This window comes from Rhizobium sp. BK008, assembly GCF_014197345.1.
Classification (GTDB): Bacteria; Pseudomonadota; Alphaproteobacteria; order Rhizobiales; family Rhizobiaceae; genus Rhizobium; species Rhizobium anhuiense.
This window is the reverse complement of the sequence record NZ_JACIFK010000006.1, coordinates 364,352-385,706: the sequence shown is the minus strand read 5'-3', so window position 1 is coordinate 385,706 and position 21,355 is coordinate 364,352. Positions and strand designations below refer to the sequence as shown.

Below are 21,355 nucleotides of genomic sequence, written 5' to 3'. Positions count from 1 at the left end.
CATGGGTCGCGATGAATTTTTCTTCCTGCTCCTCGGCCTGAAATGGACGGTCGCCCTGTCGGCCGTCGGGTTCGTCTGTGGCGGCATCGCCGGGCTCGGCATAGCGCTGGCGAGGACGTCGGGCATCCGGTCGATCGAGCGGATCACCGCCGGCTACATCGCCGTCTTCCAGGGCACGCCCCTGCTGATGCAGCTCTTCGTCGTTTACTATGGCCTGGCTCTCATCGGCATCAGGCTCGACGCCTGGGCCGCTGTTTCCGTCGGGTTGACGCTGCATGCAAGCGCCTATCTCGGCGAGATCTGGCGCGGCTCGATCGAGGCGGTTCCGCGCGGCCAGACGGAGGCGGCCAAGGCGCTTGCCCTCAGCTATGTCTGGCGGATGAAGAATGTCATCCTGCCGCAAGCGCTGCGCATCTCGCTTCCGGCAACGATCGGCTTCCTCGTCCAGCTCATCAAGGGCACATCGCTTGCGTCGATCGTCGGTTTCACGGAGCTGACCCGCGCCGGCAACATCGTTTCCAACCAGATCTTCCAGCCGCTGACGGTCTTTGCCGTGGTCGGCGCCCTGTACTTCCTGATGTGCTGCCCCCTGACGATCTACGGCGCACGTCTCGAGCGCAGGTTTGCGGCATCGGCGCGGTAGGCAACGGTCATGACGCGCAGGCCTCCCACAATTTCTGAAGACGGAGTTTATCGATGAGCGACCGCTCGACTACGGCAAATGCCGCTGAGATGATGATTACGATGGCGGGCGTCGAGAAGTGGTATGGCGCCTTCCAGGCGCTTCACAACATCGACATCTCGGTGCGTAAAGGCGAGAAGATCGTCCTGTGCGGACCATCCGGCAGCGGCAAGTCGACGCTGATCCGCTGCATCAATCACCTGGAGACATACGAGAAGGGTGAAATCCGCGTCGGCGGCATCCTTCTCGGGCATCAGTCGAAGACGATCGATGCGGTGCGCCGTGAGGTGGGCATGGTCTTCCAGCAGTTCAATCTCTTTCCGCACCTGACGGTGCTGCAGAACTGCATGCTGGCGCCGATGAAGGCGCTCAGGCTCGGCAAGGCGGAAGCCGAGGCGAGGGCCCGGCAGTTGCTTGAGCGTGTCAAGATTTCCGAGCAGGCGGAGAAATATCCCGCCCAGCTTTCCGGCGGCCAACAGCAGCGTGTCGCAATCGCCCGGGCGCTTTGCATGCGACCCAAGGTGATGCTCTTCGACGAGCCGACATCGGCGCTCGATCCGGAAATGGTCAAGGAAGTGCTGGACACGATGATCGACCTCGCCAGGGAAGGCATGACGATGATCTGCGTCACCCATGAAATGGGTTTTGCCCGGCAGGTCGCCGACCGCGTCATCTTCATGGCGAGCGGGGCGATCGTCGAGGAGGCGTCGCCGGTCGAGTTCTTTTCCAACCCGAAACACGAGCGCACGCGGAAGTTCCTGGGCGAAATCCTCGGCAGGCACTGACGTGTCGCGGATCTCAGCGCAATGCCTGCCGGCGCCGCGTCATGTCGCGCCGCCCTCACGAAAACAGCCTTTGCCCAGCCGGTTGGCCGGCCGGGCGTTCGAAGCCGCCCAAGGTGCTCCCATGCCGCAGCCAAAGCGAAATCCAGAAGGTTCAAGCCGATGATCAGCGGCACCACGAAGCTCATCGCGCATCTCGGCTATCCCACGCATTCGTTCAAGGCCCCACTGATCTACAATCCCTATTTTGAAAAGAACGACATCGATGCGGTCGTGGTCCCGATGGGATGCCGGCCGGAAGACTATCCGGCGTTCCTGAAACTGGTCTTCCGGCTTTCCAACATCCACGGCGCGCTCGTGACCATGCCGCACAAGATTTCCACCATGGCCTTGCTCGGCGAAGTCTCGAAGAGCGCCCAGGTGGCCGGCGCCTGCAACGCGGTGCGGCTCGGCCCAAACGGCACGCTGATCGGCGATATGTTCGACGGCGAAGGCTTCGTGCGCGGCGTGCTGCGCCGCGGCCGCCAGGTTCGCGGCAGCCGGGCGATGATGATCGGCGCGGGCGGCGTCGGCTCGGCGATCGCCGCCTCGCTCGCGCAGGCAGAGATTGCCGAACTCGCGCTCTATGACGCCCATGTGCCGATGATGAACGGCCTGGCCGACCGGCTCCGTCTCCACTATCCCACTCTCAAGGTAACGACCGGTTCGGCCGATCCCGCCGGCTACGATATCGTCGTCAATGCGACGCCGCTCGGGATGAACGACAACGACCCCCTGCCGCTTGACGTGTCGCGCATCTCGCCCTCCGCATTCGTGGGGGAGGTGGTGCTGAAGCAGGAGATAACGCCCTTCCTGGCCGCGGTGCGGGCGCGCGGTTGTGAATTCCAGGTGGGGGTCGACATGCTGTTCGAGCAGATCCCCGCCTATCTCGAGTTTTTCGGCTTTCCGACGACCACCGCAGAAGAACTTCGGGCGATCGCCAAGGTGTGAGGCGGTCTGCCCTTAAGCAAGGAGCGAATTTCGTGTCCCAGAAAATTGTGCTGATGGGAGCAGGGCTGATCGGGCGGGAGCATGCCGCGCTGCTGCGCGCCAATCCCCGCGTCGAACTGGTCGGCGTCGCCGACGTTTCCGAGGCGGCGAAAGCCGTTTCCGACGAGTTCGGCGCGCGGTATTTCACCGACATTGGCGAAATGCTCGATCGCATGAGACCGGACGGCGCCATCATCGCCCTGCCGAACGCCCTGCACGTGGAAGCGGCGCTCGCCTGCGTCGAGCGCAATATTCCCTGCCTTGTGGAAAAACCGATCGCCGACTCGCTCGATGCTGCGATGCGGCTCGTCGCGGCGGCCGAGAAGGCTGATGTGCCGGTGTTGATCGGCCACCAGCGACGCCACAGTCCCGATATCGCCAAGGCTCGTCAGATCGTGGCCGACGGCATCCTCGGCCGGTTGGTCGCGGTCAACGCCATGTGGATGACGGACAAGCCGGCGGCCTATTTCGACGCGGCATGGCGCCGTGAGCCAGGCGGCGGGCCGCTGCTCATCAACCTCATCCACGACATCGATTGCCTGCGCTTCATCTGCGGCGATATCGACGAGGTCATGGCGTTCACCTCCAACGCCGTTCGATCGTTCGAGGTCGAGGATACGGCGAGCGTCAGCGTTCGCTTCGCAGGCGGCGCCCTCGGGACGCTTCTGATGAGCGACACGGCGGTGTCGCCGTTCAATTGGGATACAGCGGCCGGACAGGCGCTCTATTTCCCGCACCAGCCTGAAAATTCCTACCATCTCGCCGGCACGAAGGCCGCATTGTCGATCCCGTGCATGGATGTCTGGCGACACGAGACCGAAGCCGGCCACTGGCAGCATCCCCTGGTGCGCCAGCACATCACGCTCGACGGCAGCCGCGCTTACGAAAACCAGCTCAACCATTTCGTCGATGTCATCGAAAGCAAGGCCGAGCCGCTCACTTCCGCCCGGGATGGCGCGATGACACTTGCCACCGTGCTGGCAATCGCCCGGGCCGGCCGGGAGAACCGCACCATCGCCGTTTCGGAAATGCTGGCCTGAACCTGCTTCGAGCGCCCGGCGATGACACGGCTCCAAACATGACAAGGACTCGAGCATGAGCACTATCTACGTTCTCAACGGACCGAATCTGAACCTCCTCGGCAAGCGCCAGCCGCATATCTACGGGCATGAGACGCTTGCCGACGTGGAGAGGGACTGCCGCCGGGTGGCGGACGAACTCGGGCACCAGATCCGCTTTCACCAGAGCAATCGCGAATACGAGATTATCGACTGGATCCATGAGGCGCGCGAGGACGGCGCCGGCATCGTCATCAACCCCGCGGCCTTCACCCACACCTCGGTCGCCATCCTCGATGCGCTCAACACGTTCGAGCAGCCGGTGATCGAGGTGCACATTTCGAACGTCCATAAACGCGAGAGCTTCCGGCACCATTCCTACGTGTCGCTACGCGCCGACGGCGTTATCGCCGGTCTCGGCACGGAGGGGTACCAGCTGGCGATCCGCCGTATCGCCACGTTGATCAAAATGTCAGGCCCAAGTGCAGTTTAGCGCCTCCAAGTCGCCTGTTTTCTGTTGCGGCATAGGTTGTCGCCGACAGTGTTCGAATGCAGCCTGCGACCAGCCGGCGCTCCCCTGTGGTCGGAGGCGGATCATGCGGAGGTGAGCGCGACGTTGTGTTTGGCTTGCCGCGCCTCCACGCTGTTCAGAGCGCCTTTTGCAATTCCGGTAGGACGTCGAAGAGATCGGCGACCAGTCCGTAGTCGGCAACCTGGAAGATCGGCGCCTCCTCGTCCTTGTTGATGGCGACGATCACCTTACTATCCTTCATCCCGGCCAGATGCTGGATGGCGCCTGATATGCCGCAGGCGATATAGAGCTGCGGCGCCACCACCTTGCCGGTCTGGCCGACCTGCCAGTCGTTGGGCGCATAACCGGCATCGACGGCCGCGCGGCTTGCCCCGACGGCAGCCCCGAGCTTGTCGGCGAGCGGCAGGATGACCTCCCGGAATTTTTCCGCCGAACCCAGCGCCCGGCCGCCGGAGATGATGATCTTCGCCGAGGTCAGCTCCGGACGATCGGAGGCCGACAGCGCATCGGCGACGAAGCGCGACAGAGCGGGATCGGAAACCGCTGCAACCGTCTCGATCGGCGCGGAGCCGCCTTCGGCTGCAGAGGCGAAGGAGGCGGTGCGCACGGTGATGACCTTCTTGGTATCGGTTGCCTGCACCGTCTGGATGGCATTGCCGGCATAGATCGGCCGCTTGAAGGTATCGGCAGAGATCACCTCGATGATCTCGGAGACCTGGGCGACATCGAGCAGGGCAGCGACGCGCGGCAGCACATTCTTGCCGACCGAGGTGGCGGCCGAGAGGATCGTGTCGTAGCTGCCGGCCAGCGAGACGATCAGCTCGGCCAGCGGTTCGGCCAGGTTGTTGGCCAGCGCGTCGTTTTCGGCCAGCAGCACCTTGGAGACGCCGGCAAGCTTGGCCGCTTGTTCGGCAGCCGGCTTGGCGCCCTTGCCGGCGACGAGAATGTGAATATCGCCGCCGATCTTGGTTGCGGCCGTCAGCGCCTTGGCGGTCTGGTCGGAGAGGCTTGCATTGTCGTGATCAGCCAGAAGAAGAATGGTCATGATGAGGGCTCCCTGGTTCTGGCTTAAAGCACGCCGGCTTCGTTCTTGAGCTTGTCGACCAGCTCGGCGACCGACTTGACCTTGACCCCGGCCTTGCGGCCGGACGGCTCCTCGGTCTTCAACACTTTCAACCGCGGCGCTGTGGAGACGCCAAAGTCGGCAGGAGACTTCTTGTCGAGCGGCTTCTTCTTCGCCTTCATGATATTCGGCAGCGAGGCATAACGCGGTTCGTTCAGGCGCAGGTCTGAGGTGACCACCGCCGGCAGCGTGATCTCGATCGTCTGCAGGCCGCCATCGACCTCGCGGGTCACCTGAGCCTTGCCATCGTCAATCTCGATCTTCGAGGCGAAGGTCGCCTGGGCGAGCCCAAGCAGTGCCGCCAGCATCTGGCCGGTCTGGTTCGAATCGTCGTCGATCGCCTGCTTGCCGACGATAACAAGGCCGGGCTGTTCGGCATCGGCGACAGCCTTGAGGATCTTGGCGACCGCCAGCGGCTCGACCGCATCGTCGGTCTCGACCAGGATTGCCCGGTCGGCGCCCATGGCGAGTGCCGTCCTCAGCGTCTCCTCGGCCTTGGCAGGGCCGATCGACACCACGACCACTTCCTCAGCCTTGCCGGCTTCCTTCAGCCGCAGCGCCTCTTCCACCGAGATCTCGTCGAACGGGTTCATCGACATCTTCACATTGGCAAGCTCGACACCCGTGCCATCCGGACGAACCCGGATCTTCACGTTGTAGTCGACAACCCGTTTGACTGGGACGAGTATCTTCATGGGTTTTCCCTATGCAAGCGTATAGGCGGTTTTGACCGAGGTGTAGAATTCCGCGGCATATCGGCCCTGTTCGCGCGGGCCGAAGGACGAGCCCTTGCGGCCGCCGAACGGCACGTGGAAATCGACACCGGCCGTCGGCAGATTGACCATGACCATGCCGGCTTCGGCATTGCGCTTGAAATGCGTCGCATGTTTCAAGCTGGTGGTGGCGATCCCGGAGGAGAGGCCGAAGCTGGTATCATTGGCGACGGCGAGCGCCTCGTCGTAATCCTTCACCCGGATGACGGCGGCGACCGGGCCGAAGATTTCCTCCCGCGCGATCCGCATCTGGTTCGTCGCTTCGGTGAAAAGTGCGGGTTCGAGATAGAAGCCGGGTGTCGCCCGTTCCAGCCTGTTGCCGCCGAAGGCGAGCCTTGCGCCTTCCTGTTGGCCGATATCGATATAGTCGGTGTCCTGCCTCAACTGGCCTTCGTCGACGACGGGACCGATATGCGTGCCGCTCTTCAGAGCATCGTCGACGACAAGCCCCTCAAGACGTCTGGTAAGTGCCGCCACGAAGCGGTCGTGAATGCCTTCCGTCACGATCAGCCGTGAGGATGCCGTGCAACGCTGGCCGGTGGAGAAGAATGACGAATTGGCGGCCGCCTCGACGGCGACCTCGAGATCGGCATCGTCAAGGATCACGAAGGGGTTCTTGCCGCCCATCTCCAGCTGGAACTTGCGATTATGCTCGATCGACGCGAGCGCGACACGTTTTCCTGTCGCTGCCGACCCGGTAAAGGTCAGGGCGTTGATATCGGGGCTGTCGAGCATCGTCTGGCCGACCACGCTGCCGCGTCCCATGACGAGATTGACGACACCGGCCGGCGCGCCCGCCCGATGAAGGATCTCGACCAGGGACCAGGCCGAGCCCGGCACGAGATCCGCGGGTTTCAGGACGACGGTATTGCCATAGGCAAGGGCCGGCGCGATCTTCCAGGCGGGGATGGCGATCGGAAAGTTCCAGGGCGTGATCACCCCGACGACGCCGACCGGTTCGCGGGTGATGTCGATGCCGACGCCGGGGCGAACCGAGGGCAGCGTTTCTCCCGACAGCCTGAGAACCTCGCCCGCAAAGAAATCGAAGATCTGGCCGGCGCGGGTGACTTCGCCGATTGCCTCGGGCAAGGTCTTGCCTTCCTCGCGGGCCAGCAGGCGTCCGAACTCCTCCTTGCGCGCCAATATCTCGTCGCCGGTCTTCTTCAGAACGGCATGGCGCACCAGGATCGGCGATTGGGACCATGCTGGCAAAGCAGACTTCGCGGCCGCGATGGCGGCCCTGACGTCATCGGCGCCGGCGCGGGAAAATTCGCCGACGACGTCTTGGGTGTTGGACGGGTTTATGTTCGTCGAAGCGTCGCCGGCAACCCATTCCCCGGCGATCAGGTTCTTGTGCAGCATGGAAATCCCTGAGTTCAGTGCAGTCCGAGATAGGCCTTGCGGACGTCTTGGTTGTCGAGAAGGGCGGCGCTCTCGCCGGAGAGATGAATGCGGCCGTTGACCATGACATAGGCCCGCTGGGAGAGCTTCAAGGCGTGATTGGCGTTTTGCTCGACGAGAAATATCGTTTTGCCCATTGCAGCGATTTCCCGCAAAACCTCGAAAACGCGCTTGACGATCAACGGCGCCAGGCCGAGCGAGGGTTCGTCGAACAGGATCAATTCGGGCCGCGCCATCATGGCGCGGGCGATGGCGAGCATCTGCTGTTCGCCGCCGGACATGGTGCCGGCGGTCTGGTTTCGACGCTCCTTGAGACGCGGAAAGAGTTCGAACATGGTGTTCCGGTCTTCTTCGAAATGGGCCATGCCGATCGGCGTCGTGCCCATCATCATATTCTCCTCGACGGACATCTCCTGGTAGATCTGCCGGCCTTCCGGAACGAGTGCGATGCCGCGCCGGGAAATCCTACTGGTCGGCATATGGGAGATATCTTCGCCACGATGCAGGATCTTGCCCGATGAGGCGCGCGGCGCGCCGAAAATGGAGGAAAGCAGCGTGGTCTTGCCGGCGCCGTTTGCGCCGATCAGGCTGACGATCTCCCCGGCGGAGATGTGGACGTTTACCGCCTTCAACGCTTCGACCGCGCCGTAATGGGCATGGACGCCGGCGAATTCGAGAAGCGGTACCTGCGTGTCGGACGACTGGTTCATGCTGATACCTCTTCTTCGCTGACCCCGAGATAAGCGGCGACGACGGCCGGATCATTGGCGACATGCTCAGGCGTGCCGTCGGAGATCACCTCGCCATGATCGAGCACGACGATGTGGTTCGAAATGCGCATGACGAGGCCCATGTCGTGTTCGATGACGAGAACCGTCTGATCGTGATCGGCACAGAGCCGCTGGATGACTTCCGCCAGATCCAGCGTTTCGGAGGGGTTCAAGCCCGCGGCCGGTTCGTCGAGGCATATGAGGCTCGGGCCTGTGCACATGGCGCGGGCGATTTCGACCCGGCGCTGCCGGCCGTAAGGCAGTTCGCCGGCCAGGCGGTTGGCATCGTCGGCAAGCTTCATCTGCCCGAGCCAGTAATAGGCCCGGTCGATGGCTTCTCCCTCGGCTCTACGAAACGCTCCGGTCCGAAAAACGCCGCTGAGAATGTTGTTACGGGTGGTGAGGTGCTGGGCGATCAGAAGGTTCTCGATGACCGACATTTCCTTGAACAGGCGGATGTTCTGGAACGTCCTGGCAATCCCGGCGCGTGTCACGAGGTGCGAGCCGCCGGTAACCGGTTTCGTCACCAACTGGCCGATATCGGTCGGGCCATCGCGTCCGTTCAGCATGATACGGCCTTCGCTGGCGCGATAGAAGCCGGTGATGCAGTTGAACATCGTCGTCTTGCCGGCGCCGTTGGGGCCGATCAGGGCGGTCACCGCGCCGCGTTCGACCGAGAAGCTGACGTCCCGGTTGGCGACGATGCCGCCGAACCGCATCGTGACATTCTGCACGTCGAGGATAGGTCCGTTCATCGTCCTGCCTCCGCCTTGCCCTCAAAGGCCAGTTCGGTGCCGATGCCTTCTTTCATCGAGCTCGGAAAGAAGGCCGGGCGCTTGATGCGGACCAGGCCGCGCGGTTTCCAGATCATCATCACCACCATCAGAATGCCGAAGACGAGAACGCGGTATTCGGCGAATTCGCGCAGAAGTTCCGGAAGAATGGTGAGAACGAGCGCTGCCGAGATGACGCCGGCCGTCGACCCAAGGCCACCGAGGACGACGATCGCCAGGATGAGGGCGGATTCGAAGAAGGTGAAGGATGTCGGGTTCACAAAACCCTGCTGCGCGGCAAAGAAGACGCCGGCGAGGCCGCCCGTGGAGGCGCCCAGCATGAAGGCCGTCAGCTTTGTGAAGACATGATTGACGCCGAGCGAACGACAGGCGATCTCGTCTTCGCGCAGCGCTTCCCACATGCGGCCGAGAGGGATGACGCGCAGCCGCTCTACGGCGTAGATGACGAAGCAGACGACAAGAAACAGCACGAAATAGAGAAACCAGAACCGGTAGTCCGCGCTGTAGGGGATGCCCAGATATTCATGAATGGGAACGCCGCCCTGTTTGGCGGTACGAGTGAATTCGAGGCCGAGGAAGGTCGGTGCCGGAACCGGAGCGCCGTTCGGCCCGCCGGTGAAATCAAGCCAGTTGTTCAGCACAAGACGAATGATCTCGCCGAATCCGAGCGTGACGATGGCAAGGTAGTCGCCATGCATCCTGAGAACGGGAAAGGCGAGGACCATGCCGAAGAGGCCGGCCAGGAATGGGGCGAGCACCAGAGCGCCCCAGAACCCGATGCCGAGATATTGCGATCCGAGCGCCAGGAGATAGGCGCCGACGGCGTAGAAGGCGACGTAGCCAAGATCGAGCAGGCCAGCAAGCCCGACGACGATGTTGAGCCCCAGGCCGAGCAGGCAATAGATCAGGGCGAGGATCGCGATACCCAGGAGGTATTTGTCGGCAAAAAACGGCAGGCTCAGCCCTGCGAGAAACAGCACGGCAAGGAGCAGCGCCGGCGACCTTTCCTTGCCGGTCATGACGGTCACGCCGGCACCGTTGCCTGCGATGCGCCGGGTGAGTTTTCGGCCGACGCTGCTCATCTGGAACAGCGAGAGTGCTAGGCGTCCTGCCGTGACGACGGCAGCCAGCAACACCGCGCGCATCAGTTCGTTGGTGAACGAAAATCCTTCGAGCACCAGTCCCGAGATCGGGCCGAACAGGATGAGGGAGACCGTAAAGGTGAGGAGCGCTTGCCTGACGAGCGCGCGAAGGCGGTTGGATTCCATGGTTTCTTGCTCCTCTCTCAGACTTTCTGGATTTCCGGCCGGCCAAGCAGGCCATACGGTCGGAAAAACAGGAGGGTGATGAGCAACGCAAAGGCGAAGACGTCCTTGTAGTCGGTGCTGACATAGCCTGCGAACAGAGCCTCGGTCAGGCCGAGGACGATACCGCCGAGCACGGCGCCGGGCAGTGAACCGATCCCGCCGAGCACTGCGGCCGTGAAGGCCTTGATGCCCATCACGAAGCCGATGAAAAAGTTGAAGGAGCCGTAATTGAAGGTGACGAGCGTGCCGCCGACGGCGGCCGTGGCCGCGCCCATGACAAAGACGGTCGAAATGATCCGGTCGGTGTTCACCCCCAGTATCGCGGAGATCCGGATATTCTGCTGGGTGGCACGGCATTCGCGGCCGATCCTGGTGTAGTTGATCACATAGGTCAGTATGCCCATGGCGATCAGCGACGCGAACAGGATCACCGTCTGCATATAGGTGATCTGTGCGAAGTGGACATCGCCACCGATGCGAAACGCACCCTGGATGAGTGTCGGCACGCCCTGGTCGCGTGCGCCCTGAGCGATCTGGACATAGCTCTGCAGCATCAAGGAGATGCCGATGGCCGATATCAGCGGAGCAAGCTTGGTCGAGCCGCGAAGCGGCCGATAGGCGACGCGTTCGATCACCCAGCCATAGACGGCCGTGATCGCGCAGCTGATCACCAGCACGGATATCAAGGCGAAGGGAACCGACTGAACGCCGAAATAGCCAAGCACGGCGAGTGTGATGGCGGCGATATAGGCCGATACCATATAGACGTCGCCATGGGCGAAGTTGATCATCCGGATGACGCCGTAGACCATGGTGTATCCGACCGCGATCAGACCGTAGATCGTCCCCAGCGTGATGCCATTGAACAATTGTTGAACCAGGATGTAAAAGTCCATGGTGAACCCCTCTTATGGTTTTCGGGGATGGATAAGCCGGCCGAACCTTGCGGTCCGGCCAACTCGGGCAAAATGCCTTACTTCACCAAGACAGGGGTTCCCTTGTCGTCGAAGTTGTAGAAGACGAACTTGAAGTCCTTGATGTCGCCCTTGGCGTCCCAGGTGATTTTGCCGATGGCAGAATCGACCGTGTTGTTGCGGAGATAGTCGGCCTGGGCCTTCAGCTCGTCGCCGGCCTTCAGCGCAGCGACGATGGCCTGCGCATTGGCGTAGCCATAGAGCACGTAGTTGGCCGGCGTGATGTTGGCTTTCTTCAGCGCATCCTGGACGCCCTGCGTGGAGGGATCGGCCAGCGGATCGGGCGTCGCCGAATAATAGACGTTCTTCAGATTCTCAGGCCCGCCGGCGGCTGCGACGAGTTCCGTCTGCGCGAAAGCATCGCCGCTGACGACGACTACGTCGACACCCTGTTCCTTCAGCTGGCGGATCAACGGACCGCCTTCGGGAATGAGACCGCCGAAATAAACGGCATTGGCGCCGGAGCTCTTGATCTTGGTGACGAGCGCGTTGAAGTCACGTTCGCCACGGGTCAGGCCTTCGTACATCACCGGCTTGATTCCGCGTGCTTCGATCGTCTTCTTGACGGCGTCCACCAGGCCCTGGCCATAGGTGTCCTTGTCGTGGATGAGCGCGATCTTGTCCCGCTTCAGCGTATCCAGAATGAAGCTGCCGGCGACGACGGCCTGCTGGTCATCACGGCCGCAGCCACGGAACAGATTGTCGAAACCGCGATCGGTGACGGTCGGATTGGTCGAGGACGGCGTCATTTCGAGGATGCCGGCATCATTGTAGATTTCCGAAGCGGGGATCGTGTTGGACGAGCAGAAATGCCCGATCACGGCCTGGACCTTGTCCTGATCGACGAAACGATTGGCGACGGCAACGGCCTGCTTCGGTTCGCAGGCGTCGTCACCCTTCACCAGTTCAATCTTCTTGCCATTGATGCCGCCCGACGCATTGACGTCGCTGACATAGGCGGACACGCCGCTGAACACCTGCTCGCCGAAGGTCGCATTGGCGCCGGTATAGGGGCCGGCGACGCCGATCTTGACCGTGTCGGCGGCCAAAGCGCTGGAAAACAGCAAGGCGGAGGCCACAGCGGTGGCGCTCAGAAGTTTCGAGATGGATTTCATGTGCTTTTCCCTCTGGTTGAAGCTCTCTGGTTTTTAGTGGTTCTCGACGCGGTTCAGTCCGCGTTCGTGCTTCGCGCTAATGGCGAAGCTATTATTTCTATTGGATAATTTATCTTTACCGACGTTGCGGAGAAGAGCGGATTTCGAGATTTTCGATCCTTTTCTTAATTGACACTTATATGATAAGTGACATATACGAAGATCGTCAAGCGGAAATGTTGCAGTGTCGTTTGCAACAGTGAAGAATGGCACGGCGCATGGCCGCGCGAGCGCGGCCTCCAACGTTAAGAAAGCGGGGAACAAGACGGTGAGCAGCACGCCACGAAACTGCCGGGTGGGCGTCGATATCGGCGGCACCTTTACGGATATCGCTCTCGACCTCGATGGGACGCTTCACTCGACGAAGATCCTGACGGATTATACGGCACCGGAGCGGGCGATCCTCAAGGGCGTGAAGGCCGTCGCCGACATGGCGGATATCGCTCTTTCAGAGATCGGCATCCTGATTCATGGCACGACGCTCGCCACCAATGCGCTCATCGAGCGGCGCGGCGCCAAAACCGCCTTCGTGACGACGGAAGGTTTTCGTGACGTGCTCGAGATGCGCACCGAGAACCGTTTCGAGCAGTATGATCTCAATATCTCCCTGCCGCCGGCGCTCATTGCCCGCGCCGACCGATTCGTCGTGCGTGAGCGTATCGATGCGCAGGGCAAGGTTCTGCTCGCTCTGGATGAGGCTTCGGTCGCAGCCGTCGTCGAGAAGGTCGCCGAAGGCGGCTATGAAAGCGTCGCGGTCGGCTTCATTCATGCCTATGCGAATGGCGCGCACGAAGTCGCCGTCCGCGATGCGATCCTGAAGCGCCTTCCCGGCATTTCCGTTTCGATCTCGTCGGAAGTTTCGCCGCAGATGCGCGAGTTCGAGCGCTTCAACACGGTTTGCGCCAATGCCTATGTCAAGCCGGCGATCAAATCCTATCTCGACCGTCTCGTCGTGTCGCTGAAGGATATCGGCGTCGGCTGCCCGGTCTTCATGATCCATTCCGGCGGCGGGATCGTCTCGGTCGAGAGCGCCTCCGAGTTTCCGGTGCGTCTGGTCGAATCCGGTCCGGCGGGCGGCGCGATCTTCGCGGCCGACATCGCCCGTCAATATGGTCTCGATACGGTTCTTTCCTTCGATATGGGCGGCACGACCGCCAAGATCTGCCTGATCGAAAACCAGGTGCCGAAGACGGCCAAGACGTTCGAAGTCGCGCGCACCTATCGATTCCGCAAGGGCTCCGGCATGCCGATTTCCATCCCCGTCGTCGAGATGGTCGAAATCGGCGCGGGCGGCGGTTCGATCGCTTCGGTCGACGCAATGCGCCAGATCCGCGTCGGGCCGCACTCGGCGGCCTCGGAGCCCGGCCCGGCCTGTTATCAGCGCGGCGGCAAGAACCCCACCGTCACCGATGCGGACCTGATCCTCGGCAAGCTCGATCCCGCCAATTTCGCGGGCGGCGCGATCCCGCTTTCCGTCGAGGCGAGCCGCCGGGCGATGAGCGACGATATCGGCTCGGTCATCGGCCTCGACCCGGAAGCATCAGCTTACGGCACGTGCGAAATGGTCGACGAAAACATGGCCAATGCCGGCCGCGTCCACACCGTCGAGAACGGCAAGAACATTTCCGATTTCACCATGATCACCTTCGGCGGCGCCGGACCGCTGCATGCCGCGCGCCTCTGTGAAAAAATGGGCATCTCGACCTTCCTCGTTCCGCCGGGCGCCGGCGTTGGTTCGGCGATCGGATTCCTCAAGGCGCCGTTCGGCTATGAGTCCGTCCGCAGCGCCGTCTTCAACCTGTCGAATTTCGAATATTCCGAGGCCAACCGGCTCCTCCAAGCCATGAAGGCTGAGGCGTTGGGCTTCGTCGAAGGCGGGCTCGACGCGGGCTCCCCGGTGATCGAACGCACGCTGTTCATGCGTTATGCCGGGCAGGGCTGGGACATCCCGGTCCCGCTTGCCGATGACAATTTCGACGCCGCGAGTGCTGAGACGATCGCGGCCTCGTTCGAAAAGGAATATGAGCGTTTCTTCGGCCGCGCCATCGAGGGTCTCGATATCGAGATCGTCAGCTGGTCGGTCAAGGCGAGTTCGCCGCTGCCGCCGGTGGAGCGCGTATCCTCCATCGCCGAAGGCAACATCGTGCAGCCGGGCAAGGCCCGCCGCCTGTTCGAGGCTGCGCAGGGCGCCTATCTCGAAGCGGGCATTCACGAGCGTACCGGCCTGACGCCCGGCGACGTGGTCAAGGGCCCCGCCGTCATCGTCGAGCGCGAGACCTCGACGGTTCTCACCGCCTCTTTCAAGGCCGTCGTTCAGCGCGATGGCTGCCTTCTCGTAACCCGGATCTGAGGATAGTCACATGAACCAATCCATGATCGATATCCATATGCAGGTCATGTGGAACCGGCTGATCTCCGTCGTCGAGGAGCAGGCGCAGACGCTGATCCGCACGGCCTTCTCCACCTCCGTACGCGAGGCGGGCGATCTGTCGGCCGGCGTCTTCGACCTGGAAGGCCGCATGCTGGCGCAGGCGGTTACCGGCACGCCCGGCCACGTCAACGCCATGGCGGAATCCGTCGCGCATTTCATTGCTGATATCGGGCCGGACAATATCTTCGAAGGCGACGTCTATATCACCAACGATCCATGGAAGGGAACGGGCCATCTGCACGACATCACCGTCGTCACGCCCTCCTTCCATCACGGCAAGCTGGTCGGTTATTTTGCCTCGACCGCGCATGTCGTCGATGTCGGCGGTCGCGGTTTCGGCCCGGATGCCCGCGAAGTCTATGAAGAGGGCATCTTCATCCCGATCATGAAATTCTTCGAGCGCGGCGAGCTGAACCGGACGCTGATCCATATTGTGCGCAACAATGTTCGCGAAAACGATAAGGTCGTCGGCGACTTCTATGCGCTCGCCGCCTGCAATGAAACGGGCCATCGCCGGCTCGTCGACATGCTGACGGAATTCAATCTTCCTGATTTGTCGACGATCGGCGGCTTCATCCTCAAGCACAGCCGCGAGGCAACGCTGGAGCGGCTGAAGAATCTTCCGCACGGCTCCTGGAATTATAGCCTCGATCTCGACGGCTATGATGAGCCGGTGCATCTCGCCGCAAAACTTACCATCGGTCCCGAGGGAGTCGTGGTCGATTTCGATGGCACCTCCGGCATGAGCAAGTTCGGCATCAATGTGCCGCTCGTCTACGCCAAGGCCTATGCCTGCTACGGCATCAAATGCGTCGTGGCGCCGGAAATTCCCAACAACGCGGCCTCCCTCGCACCCTTCGACGTCGTGGCGCCGGAAGGCTGCATCCTCAATGCCAAGCGGCCGGCGCCGGTCGCCGTCCGCCACGTTCTCGGCCATTTCGTGCCGGATCTCGTGCTCGGCGCGCTGCATCAGGCGCTTCCGGGCCAGGTTCCTGCGGAGGGTGCCAGCGCACTCTGGAACCTGCATATGAGCGTGCGCCCCGTCTCCGATCAGATCGGCGGCAAGGGTGCGGAAATCCTGATGTTCAATTCCGGCGGCTCCGGCGCGCGTGCCGCTCTCGATGGCTTGAACGCCACCGCCTTTCCGAGCGGCGTGCACACGATGCCGATCGAGGCGACGGAAAATGTCGGCCCCGTCATCATCTGGCGCAAGGAGTTGCGCGAGGGGTCAGGGGGTGCCGGCGCGCAACGCGGCGGTCTCGGCCAGATGATCGAGATCGAAGCGGCCGAAGGTTTCAGCTTCCGCTTCTCCGCCATGTTCGACAGGCTCGGCCACCCCGCACGCGGCCGCGAAGGCGGACAGAGCGGCACGGCCGGCGCCGTTGCGCTCGACGACGGTACGGTTCTCAAGGGCAAGGGGCTGCAATTCGTGCCGGAAGGCCGGCGCCTCGTTCTGTCGCTTCCGGGCGGCGGCGGTTACGGCGATCCGGCAAATCGCCCGACTGACGCGATCGAACACGACCTGAGGCATGGATACATCACCGAAGAACAGGCTGAAGCCTACGGCAGGGGCCGGACCCAGGGAGGCAAGGCATGAATATGATTGCATTCGAAAGCACGCGCGTCGCGACGATCAAATCCTCGCCGTCCATGGCGGTGTCGATCGCCGCCAAGGCGATGCGGGCCAAGGGAGAGCATGTCGTCGACCTCTCGCTCGGCGAGCCCGATTTCGATACGCCCGATCATATCGTCCAGGCGGCGATCGAGGCGATGCGCAAGGGGCTTACCCGCTATACCGCGCCGGACGGACTGGTGGAACTGCGCGAAGCGATCGTCGCCAAGTTCAAACGCGAGAACGGCCTCGACTACGCCATGGATGAGATTTCCATCGGCAACGGCGCCAAGCAGATACTCTTCAATGCGTTCCTGGCAACGCTGGAGCCCGGCGACGAGGTGGTCGTGCCGGCGCCTTACTGGGTCTCCTATACCGACATCGTCATCCTGCATGGCGGCATTCCCAAAACCGTGCCCTGCGGTGTCGAGGATGCCTTCAAGATCACAGCCGAGCGGCTGGAAGCAGCCATCACGCCGAAGACGCGGTGGTTCCTGTTCAACTCTCCCTCCAATCCGACAGGGGCGATCTATACGGCGGACGAACTGAAGGCGCTTGGCGCGGTGCTGGCGCGCCACCCCCATGTGGCGATCATGTCGGATGAGATCTACGAGCATATCGTCTGCGGCGAGGTGCCCTTCACGTCCTTCGTCGTCGCTTGCCCGGAGCTGAAGGACCGCACGCTCATCATCAACGGCGTATCCAAGGCCTACGCCATGACGGGATGGCGCCTCGGTTATGCGGCCGGCCCGCGGGAACTGACCAGGGTCCTCAACAAGCTTCAGTCCCAGAGCACGACCTGCCCGTCCTCCATCACCCAGTTTGCCGCCGCCGCCGCGCTCAACGGTCCCCAGGACTTCGTGACGACAGCGGTTGCCGAATACAAGGCGCGCGGCGAACTCGTCGCAAGGGGCTTCAGCGCGATACCGGGTCTTGAGGTGCGGGCACCGGAAGGGGCCTTCTACCTCTTTCCGAAATGCGCCCACTATATCGGCAAGACGGCGCCCGACGGCGCCAGGATTTCCAACGACACCGAATTGGCCTCCTATCTCCTCAGGGAAGGCAAGGTCGCAACCGTTCCGGGTGCCGCTTTCGGTGTCGAACCCTATATTCGCCTTTCCTTCGCGACATCGCGCGACAATCTTGCCATTGCCATCGAGCGCACCGCCGATGCACTGGCTAAACTTCGCTAAAGGGAAAATTCGATGACCGATTATCAGCGCACGCTTCTGACCGGCGCGGCCGGCGCTCTGGGAACCCAGTTGCGCGAATCCGGAACAAGGCTCGGCAAGATCGTCAGGCTGTCCGCACGCAAGCCCTGCGACAACCTCGCGCCGCACGAGGAAGATTTCCCGGCGGACCTTTCCGACTTCGACGCCGTTTCCAAAGCCGTGGAGGGTTGCGACGCCATCATTCATATGGGCGGTCAGGGGCTGGAAGCTCCCTGGAACACCATCCTCAACGCCAACATCGTCGGCAGCTACAACATCTATGAGGCGGCGCGCCAGCATGGCGTCAAGCGCATCGTCTATGCCAGCTCCGTTCACGCCATCGGGTTTTACGAGCGCACCGAGACGATCGACGGCAACGTACCGACCCGCCCCGACAGTCTCTACGGCGTGTCGAAGACCTTCGTCGAAAACCTCGGCCGTTACTATTTCGACAAGTTCGGGATCGAGACCGTGAGCCTGCGCATCGGCTCGTCTTTCCCGGAGCCGACGGACCGGCGCCATCTCATCACCTGGCTTTCCTATCGCGATTGCCGCCAGCTCGTCGAAAAGAGCCTGTCGGCCGAACGCGTCGGCTTCATGGTCGCCTATGGCATGTCCGACAACAGCCAGGCCTTCTGGGACAACCGCACGGCGGCGTCGCTTGGATACAAGCCGGAAGACAGCGCCGACGATTACGCGGACAAGGTCTTTGCGAAGACGAAACAAGGCGATCCCAACGATCCGGCGGTGCGCTTCCAGGGCGGCAGCTTTGCGGCTGCCGGCCATTATGAAGACGAGAAGAAGTGAGACGCACCGATGCAAGCTTCCAAGTCGTCCTATGACGTGGTGATCGTCGGCGGTGCAGTGGTTGGCAGTTCGACGGCATATTTTCTGGCGACCAACCCCGATTTCAACGGATCGGTCCTGGTGATCGAGAAGGACTGGACCTATCAGCGGTCGGCCACCGCGCTCTCTTCCAGCTCCATCCGTCACCAGTTCTCGAATGCGATCAATGTCAAAGTCTCGCAGTTCGGGACGGAGTTCATCCGCAACTTCAAGGAAAACGTCGCCATCGACGACGACACGCCGGAGATCGGTTTTCATGAGGCCGGGTATTTGTTCCTCGCCGAGGACGAACGCGGCGATCAGGTTCTCCGGCGCAATCACGAGACCCAGATCTCCTGCGGGGCTGATGTGACGCTGCTCGATCCTGGCGGCCTCGGCCGGCGGTTTCCCTGGCTGAACCTGGAAGGGCTGACGCTCGGCAGCACCGGCGAACGGGGTGAGGGCTGGTTTGACAGCGTCGGCCTGCTGCAGGGCTTCCGCAAGAAAGCGCGCTCTTTGGGCGTCGAATATATCGAAGACGAAGTCGTTGCCGTCAACAGAGAGGGAGACCGCATGGTTTCCGTGTCGACGAAGAGCGGCCAGACGATCGCTTGCGGCACGATGGTCAACACATCGGGCACCAACGGTAAAAAGGTCGCCCGCATGGCCGGGCTCGACGTTCCCGTCGAGCCACGCCGACGCTCGCTGTTCGTCGTCGATTGCCGCACACCGCTCGAAGGAAAGGTCGGCCTGACGATCGACCCCACCGGCGTTTTCTTCCGGCCCGAGGGCAAATTCTATCTGATGGGTACCTATCCCAAGCACGATCCGGAGGTCGATCCCAACGATTTCGACGTCATGCACGACGAATTCGATGAGGAAATCTGGCCGATCATGGCGAACCGGGTTCCGGCCTTTGAAGCGATCAAGGTCGTCAATTCCTGGGCTGGCCACTACGACTATTGCACCCTCGATCACAATGTCGTCCTCGGACCGCATACTGAGGTCAGCAATTTCCTCTTCGCAAACGGCTTTTCGGGGCACGGTCTCCAGCAATCGCCGGCGATGGGACGGGGTCTCTCGGAACTGATTGCCTATGGCGGCTTCAAGACGCTCGATCTTTCGCCATTCGGCTACGAACGAGTGACGGCAAACCGGCCCTTCCTCGAAGACGCCGTCATTTAACGCACAAGGAGAGGGGCTCCCGATGAGAAATGAGACATTGAAGCGCAGCGGCGGCCAGGTGCTCGTCGATGCCTTGCGCATCCACGGTGTCGAGCGCGTGTTCGGCGTGCCGGGCGAAAGTTATCTTGCCGCCCTCGACGCCTTTCACGACATGGAAGATGCCATTGAATTCATCGTCTGCCGGCAGGAAGGCGGGGCTGCCTATATGGCGGAAGCCTACGGCAAGATGACCGGCAAACCCGGCATCTGCTTCGTGACCCGCGGGCCGGGCGCGACCAACGCTTCCGTCGGTGTGCATACGGCTTTCCAGGATTCGACACCGATGATCCTGTTCATCGGCCAGGTGGCGCGCGACCAGATGGAGCGCGAAGCGTTCCAGGAGATCGATTATCGCCGCATGTTCGGCCAGATGGCGAAGTGGGTCGTCGAGATCGAGGATGCCGCCCGCATTCCCGAACTCATCAGTCAGGCATTCCACAGAGCCGTCAACGGTCGGCCCGGGCCGGTGGTCGTCGCTCTTCCGGAAGACATGCTGACCGATATGGTCGATGTCGCCGACACCCCGACTTACAAGAAGGTCGAGGCCTTTGCCGGCGAACCGCAATTCGAAGAATTGCTCGGCCTTCTCTCCGAGGCGAAGCGCCCGATGGTCGTCGTTGGCGGCGGCGGCTGGACGCAGCAGGCTGTTGTCGACCTGAAGGCGTTCTCGGAAGCCTTCAGCCTGCCGATCGCCGCGTCCTTTCGCTGCCAGGATCTGTTCGACAATAGGCATGAGAATTATGCCGGCGATCTTGGCCTTGCCGCAGGGCCGAAGCTGATCCGCCATGTGAAGGATTGCGACCTGCTGATCTCCATCGGTGCCCGTCTCGGGGAGATGACGACGGGCGCCTACACGCTGATCGACATTCCAGTGCCGAAGCAGTTGCTCGTTCATATCCATCCGGGCGCGGAAGAATTGGGGCGCGTTTATCACGCGCGATTGCCGATCAATGCCAGCGTTGCGGGTTTCCTGTCGCAGGCGGCAAAGTTGAATCCATCATCTGCGCCGGTGTGGAAGGACTGGACCAGAACGGCTCATGCCGACTACCTCGAAAACCTCGCGCATCCCGAGGTGCCGGGTCCCGTGCAGATGGGCGACATCATGGAATGGCTGCGCGGCCATCTCAAGCCCGACGCCATCCTGACCACCGGCGCCGGCAACTATTCCGCCTGGGCGCATCGCTTCTATCAGTACCGCACCTTCCGCACCCAGCTCGGACCGACGAACGGTTCCATGGGCTACGGCGTACCGGCGGCGATCGCCGCCAAGATCACCGATCCCGCGCGCACGGTGGTTGCCTTTGCCGGCGACGGATGTTTCCTGATGAACGGTCAGGAACTTGCAACCGCCATGCAGTATGACGCTCGGGTGATCTTTCTCGTCATCAACAACGGCATGTATGGCACGATCCGCATGCATCAGGAGCGCAGCTATCCCGGCCGTGTCTCCGGCACCGGCCTGACGAACCCGGATTTTGCAGCGCTGGCGCGGTCCTATGGCCTCCACGGCGAGACCGTGGAAAAGACCGAGCACTTCGCCGGCGCCTTCGAACGCTGCGAAGCGTCAGGCAAGCCGGGTCTCATCGAAATCCGGATCGACCCGGAAGCGCTGACGCCGAAAATGACCCTGACGCAAATTCGCGATCAGGCGATCGCCCAGGGAAAGTGATTGC

19 protein-coding genes are annotated in these 21,355 nt (G+C 62.1%); 11 read left to right on the top strand and 8 right to left on the bottom strand.

All coding sequences use genetic code 11. The features are described 5' to 3' along the window. The first annotated feature begins 1 nt into the window (after position 1). The 5 genes from FHT69_RS23970 (at position 2) to aroQ (ending at position 4,044) form a co-directional block, all read left to right on the top strand. A complete protein-coding gene (locus FHT69_RS23970) occupies positions 2-643 on the top strand; it encodes an amino acid ABC transporter permease (protein ID WP_028755650.1) in 642 nt (213 codons plus the stop codon). Between the two features lie 92 nt (positions 644-735). Beyond that, a complete protein-coding gene (locus FHT69_RS23965) occupies positions 736-1,467 on the top strand; it encodes an amino acid ABC transporter ATP-binding protein (RefSeq protein WP_049810853.1) in 732 nt (243 codons plus the stop codon). Positions 1,468-1,626: 159 nt separating this feature from the next. Next, complete coding sequence (locus FHT69_RS23960) at positions 1,627-2,454, top strand: shikimate dehydrogenase family protein (RefSeq protein ID WP_097545034.1); 828 nt, start codon at positions 1,627-1,629, stop codon at positions 2,452-2,454. Between the two features lie 32 nt (positions 2,455-2,486). Then, positions 2,487-3,533, top strand: coding sequence for a Gfo/Idh/MocA family protein (locus FHT69_RS23955; RefSeq protein WP_210304329.1), 1,047 nt, complete (start codon positions 2,487-2,489; stop codon positions 3,531-3,533). 55 nt (positions 3,534-3,588) lie between these two features. Then, positions 3,589-4,044, top strand: coding sequence for a type II 3-dehydroquinate dehydratase (aroQ, locus tag FHT69_RS23950; protein ID WP_028755654.1), 456 nt, complete (start codon positions 3,589-3,591; stop codon positions 4,042-4,044). 154 nt (positions 4,045-4,198) lie between these two features. On the opposite strand, the gene FHT69_RS23945 is transcribed toward aroQ, so the two are convergent. The 8 genes from FHT69_RS23945 to FHT69_RS23910 form a co-directional block, all read right to left on the bottom strand. Beyond that, positions 4,199-5,128, bottom strand: coding sequence for an electron transfer flavoprotein subunit alpha/FixB family protein (locus FHT69_RS23945; protein ID WP_183906062.1), 930 nt, complete (start codon positions 5,126-5,128; stop codon positions 4,199-4,201). Positions 5,129-5,151: 23 nt separating this feature from the next. Continuing rightward, positions 5,152-5,901, bottom strand: a complete 750-nt coding sequence (locus FHT69_RS23940; RefSeq protein WP_183906061.1) for an electron transfer flavoprotein subunit beta/FixA family protein — start codon at positions 5,899-5,901, stop codon at positions 5,152-5,154. Positions 5,902-5,910: 9 nt separating this feature from the next. Further along, the gene (locus FHT69_RS23935) at positions 5,911-7,341 is read right to left on the bottom strand and encodes an aldehyde dehydrogenase family protein (RefSeq protein ID WP_183906060.1); all 1,431 of its coding nucleotides are present in this window, start codon (positions 7,339-7,341) and stop codon (positions 5,911-5,913) included. A gap of 14 nt (positions 7,342-7,355) precedes the next feature. Continuing rightward, positions 7,356-8,090 (bottom strand): ABC transporter ATP-binding protein, encoded by a 735-nt coding sequence (locus FHT69_RS23930; RefSeq protein WP_183906059.1) that lies wholly within the window; start codon positions 8,088-8,090, stop codon positions 7,356-7,358. Beyond that, entirely contained in the window at positions 8,087-8,905 is an 819-nt protein-coding gene (locus FHT69_RS23925; protein ID WP_183906058.1) for an ABC transporter ATP-binding protein, read from the bottom strand. The genes FHT69_RS23930 and FHT69_RS23925 overlap by 4 nt, the downstream gene beginning before the upstream one ends. After that, complete coding sequence (gene livM / locus FHT69_RS23920) at positions 8,902-10,212, bottom strand: high-affinity branched-chain amino acid ABC transporter permease LivM (protein ID WP_183906057.1); 1,311 nt, start codon at positions 10,210-10,212, stop codon at positions 8,902-8,904. The genes FHT69_RS23925 and livM overlap by 4 nt, the downstream gene beginning before the upstream one ends. A gap of 17 nt (positions 10,213-10,229) precedes the next feature. Further along, positions 10,230-11,147, bottom strand: a complete 918-nt coding sequence (locus FHT69_RS23915; RefSeq protein ID WP_028755661.1) for an ABC transporter permease subunit — start codon at positions 11,145-11,147, stop codon at positions 10,230-10,232. Positions 11,148-11,224: 77 nt separating this feature from the next. Continuing rightward, positions 11,225-12,340 carry an ABC transporter substrate-binding protein gene (locus FHT69_RS23910; protein ID WP_029868369.1) on the bottom strand — a complete coding sequence of 372 codons (1,116 nt, stop codon included), beginning with the start codon at positions 12,338-12,340 and terminating at the stop codon, positions 11,225-11,227. 307 nt (positions 12,341-12,647) lie between these two features. Between FHT69_RS23910 and FHT69_RS23905 the strand changes: the two genes are divergently transcribed. The 6 genes from FHT69_RS23905 to FHT69_RS23880 are packed head-to-tail and all read left to right on the top strand — an operon-like array spanning position 12,648 to position 21,351. After that, positions 12,648-14,729, top strand: a complete 2,082-nt coding sequence (locus tag FHT69_RS23905) for a hydantoinase/oxoprolinase family protein (RefSeq protein ID WP_183906056.1) — start codon at positions 12,648-12,650, stop codon at positions 14,727-14,729. A 10-nt stretch (positions 14,730-14,739) separates the two neighbouring features. Then, positions 14,740-16,407 (top strand): hydantoinase B/oxoprolinase family protein, encoded by a 1,668-nt coding sequence (locus tag FHT69_RS23900; RefSeq protein WP_132575032.1) that lies wholly within the window; start codon positions 14,740-14,742, stop codon positions 16,405-16,407. Beyond that, complete coding sequence (locus tag FHT69_RS23895; RefSeq protein ID WP_179869575.1) at positions 16,404-17,615, top strand: pyridoxal phosphate-dependent aminotransferase; 1,212 nt, start codon at positions 16,404-16,406, stop codon at positions 17,613-17,615. The genes FHT69_RS23900 and FHT69_RS23895 overlap by 4 nt, the downstream gene beginning before the upstream one ends. Before the next feature lie 12 nt (positions 17,616-17,627). After that, entirely contained in the window at positions 17,628-18,440 is an 813-nt protein-coding gene (locus FHT69_RS23890) for an NAD-dependent epimerase/dehydratase family protein (RefSeq protein ID WP_047618800.1), read from the top strand. A 9-nt stretch (positions 18,441-18,449) separates the two neighbouring features. After that, on the top strand, positions 18,450-19,643 hold the full coding sequence (locus FHT69_RS23885) for an NAD(P)/FAD-dependent oxidoreductase (protein ID WP_097631696.1): 1,194 nt from the start codon (positions 18,450-18,452) through the stop codon (positions 19,641-19,643). Positions 19,644-19,665: 22 nt separating this feature from the next. Next, positions 19,666-21,351: a thiamine pyrophosphate-binding protein gene (locus tag FHT69_RS23880; RefSeq protein ID WP_097631695.1), complete on the top strand. Its 1,686-nt coding sequence runs from the start codon at positions 19,666-19,668 to the stop codon at positions 21,349-21,351. The last annotated feature ends 4 nt before the right edge of the window (positions 21,352-21,355 follow it).

Bases quoted from the DNA above. Each gene is read 5' to 3' on its own strand.
- FHT69_RS23885 (WP_097631696.1), top strand. From the start codon at position 18,450: ATGCAAGCTTCCAAGTCGTCCTATGACGTGGTGATCGTCGGCGGTGCA.
- FHT69_RS23900 (WP_132575032.1), top strand. From the start codon at position 14,740: ATGAACCAATCCATGATCGATATCCATATGCAGGTCATGTGGAACCGG.
- FHT69_RS23915 (WP_028755661.1), bottom strand. From the start codon at position 11,147: ATGGACTTTTACATCCTGGTTCAACAATTGTTCAATGGCATCACGCTG.
- FHT69_RS23910 (WP_029868369.1), bottom strand. From the start codon at position 12,340: ATGAAATCCATCTCGAAACTTCTGAGCGCCACCGCTGTGGCCTCCGCC.
- FHT69_RS23925 (WP_183906058.1), bottom strand. From the start codon at position 8,905: ATGAACGGACCTATCCTCGACGTGCAGAATGTCACGATGCGGTTCGGC.
- FHT69_RS23895 (WP_179869575.1), top strand. From the start codon at position 16,404: ATGAATATGATTGCATTCGAAAGCACGCGCGTCGCGACGATCAAATCC.
- FHT69_RS23945 (WP_183906062.1), bottom strand. From the start codon at position 5,128: ATGACCATTCTTCTTCTGGCTGATCACGACAATGCAAGCCTCTCCGAC.
- FHT69_RS23960 (WP_097545034.1), top strand. From the start codon at position 1,627: ATGATCAGCGGCACCACGAAGCTCATCGCGCATCTCGGCTATCCCACG.
- livM (WP_183906057.1), bottom strand. From the start codon at position 10,212: ATGGAATCCAACCGCCTTCGCGCGCTCGTCAGGCAAGCGCTCCTCACC.
- FHT69_RS23970 (WP_028755650.1), top strand. From the start codon at position 2: ATGGGTCGCGATGAATTTTTCTTCCTGCTCCTCGGCCTGAAATGGACG.
- FHT69_RS23880 (WP_097631695.1), top strand. From the start codon at position 19,666: ATGAGAAATGAGACATTGAAGCGCAGCGGCGGCCAGGTGCTCGTCGAT.
- FHT69_RS23890 (WP_047618800.1), top strand. From the start codon at position 17,628: ATGACCGATTATCAGCGCACGCTTCTGACCGGCGCGGCCGGCGCTCTG.
- FHT69_RS23935 (WP_183906060.1), bottom strand. From the start codon at position 7,341: ATGCTGCACAAGAACCTGATCGCCGGGGAATGGGTTGCCGGCGACGCT.
- FHT69_RS23940 (WP_183906061.1), bottom strand. From the start codon at position 5,901: ATGAAGATACTCGTCCCAGTCAAACGGGTTGTCGACTACAACGTGAAG.
- FHT69_RS23965 (WP_049810853.1), top strand. From the start codon at position 736: ATGATTACGATGGCGGGCGTCGAGAAGTGGTATGGCGCCTTCCAGGCG.
- aroQ (WP_028755654.1), top strand. From the start codon at position 3,589: ATGAGCACTATCTACGTTCTCAACGGACCGAATCTGAACCTCCTCGGC.
- FHT69_RS23930 (WP_183906059.1), bottom strand. From the start codon at position 8,090: ATGAACCAGTCGTCCGACACGCAGGTACCGCTTCTCGAATTCGCCGGC.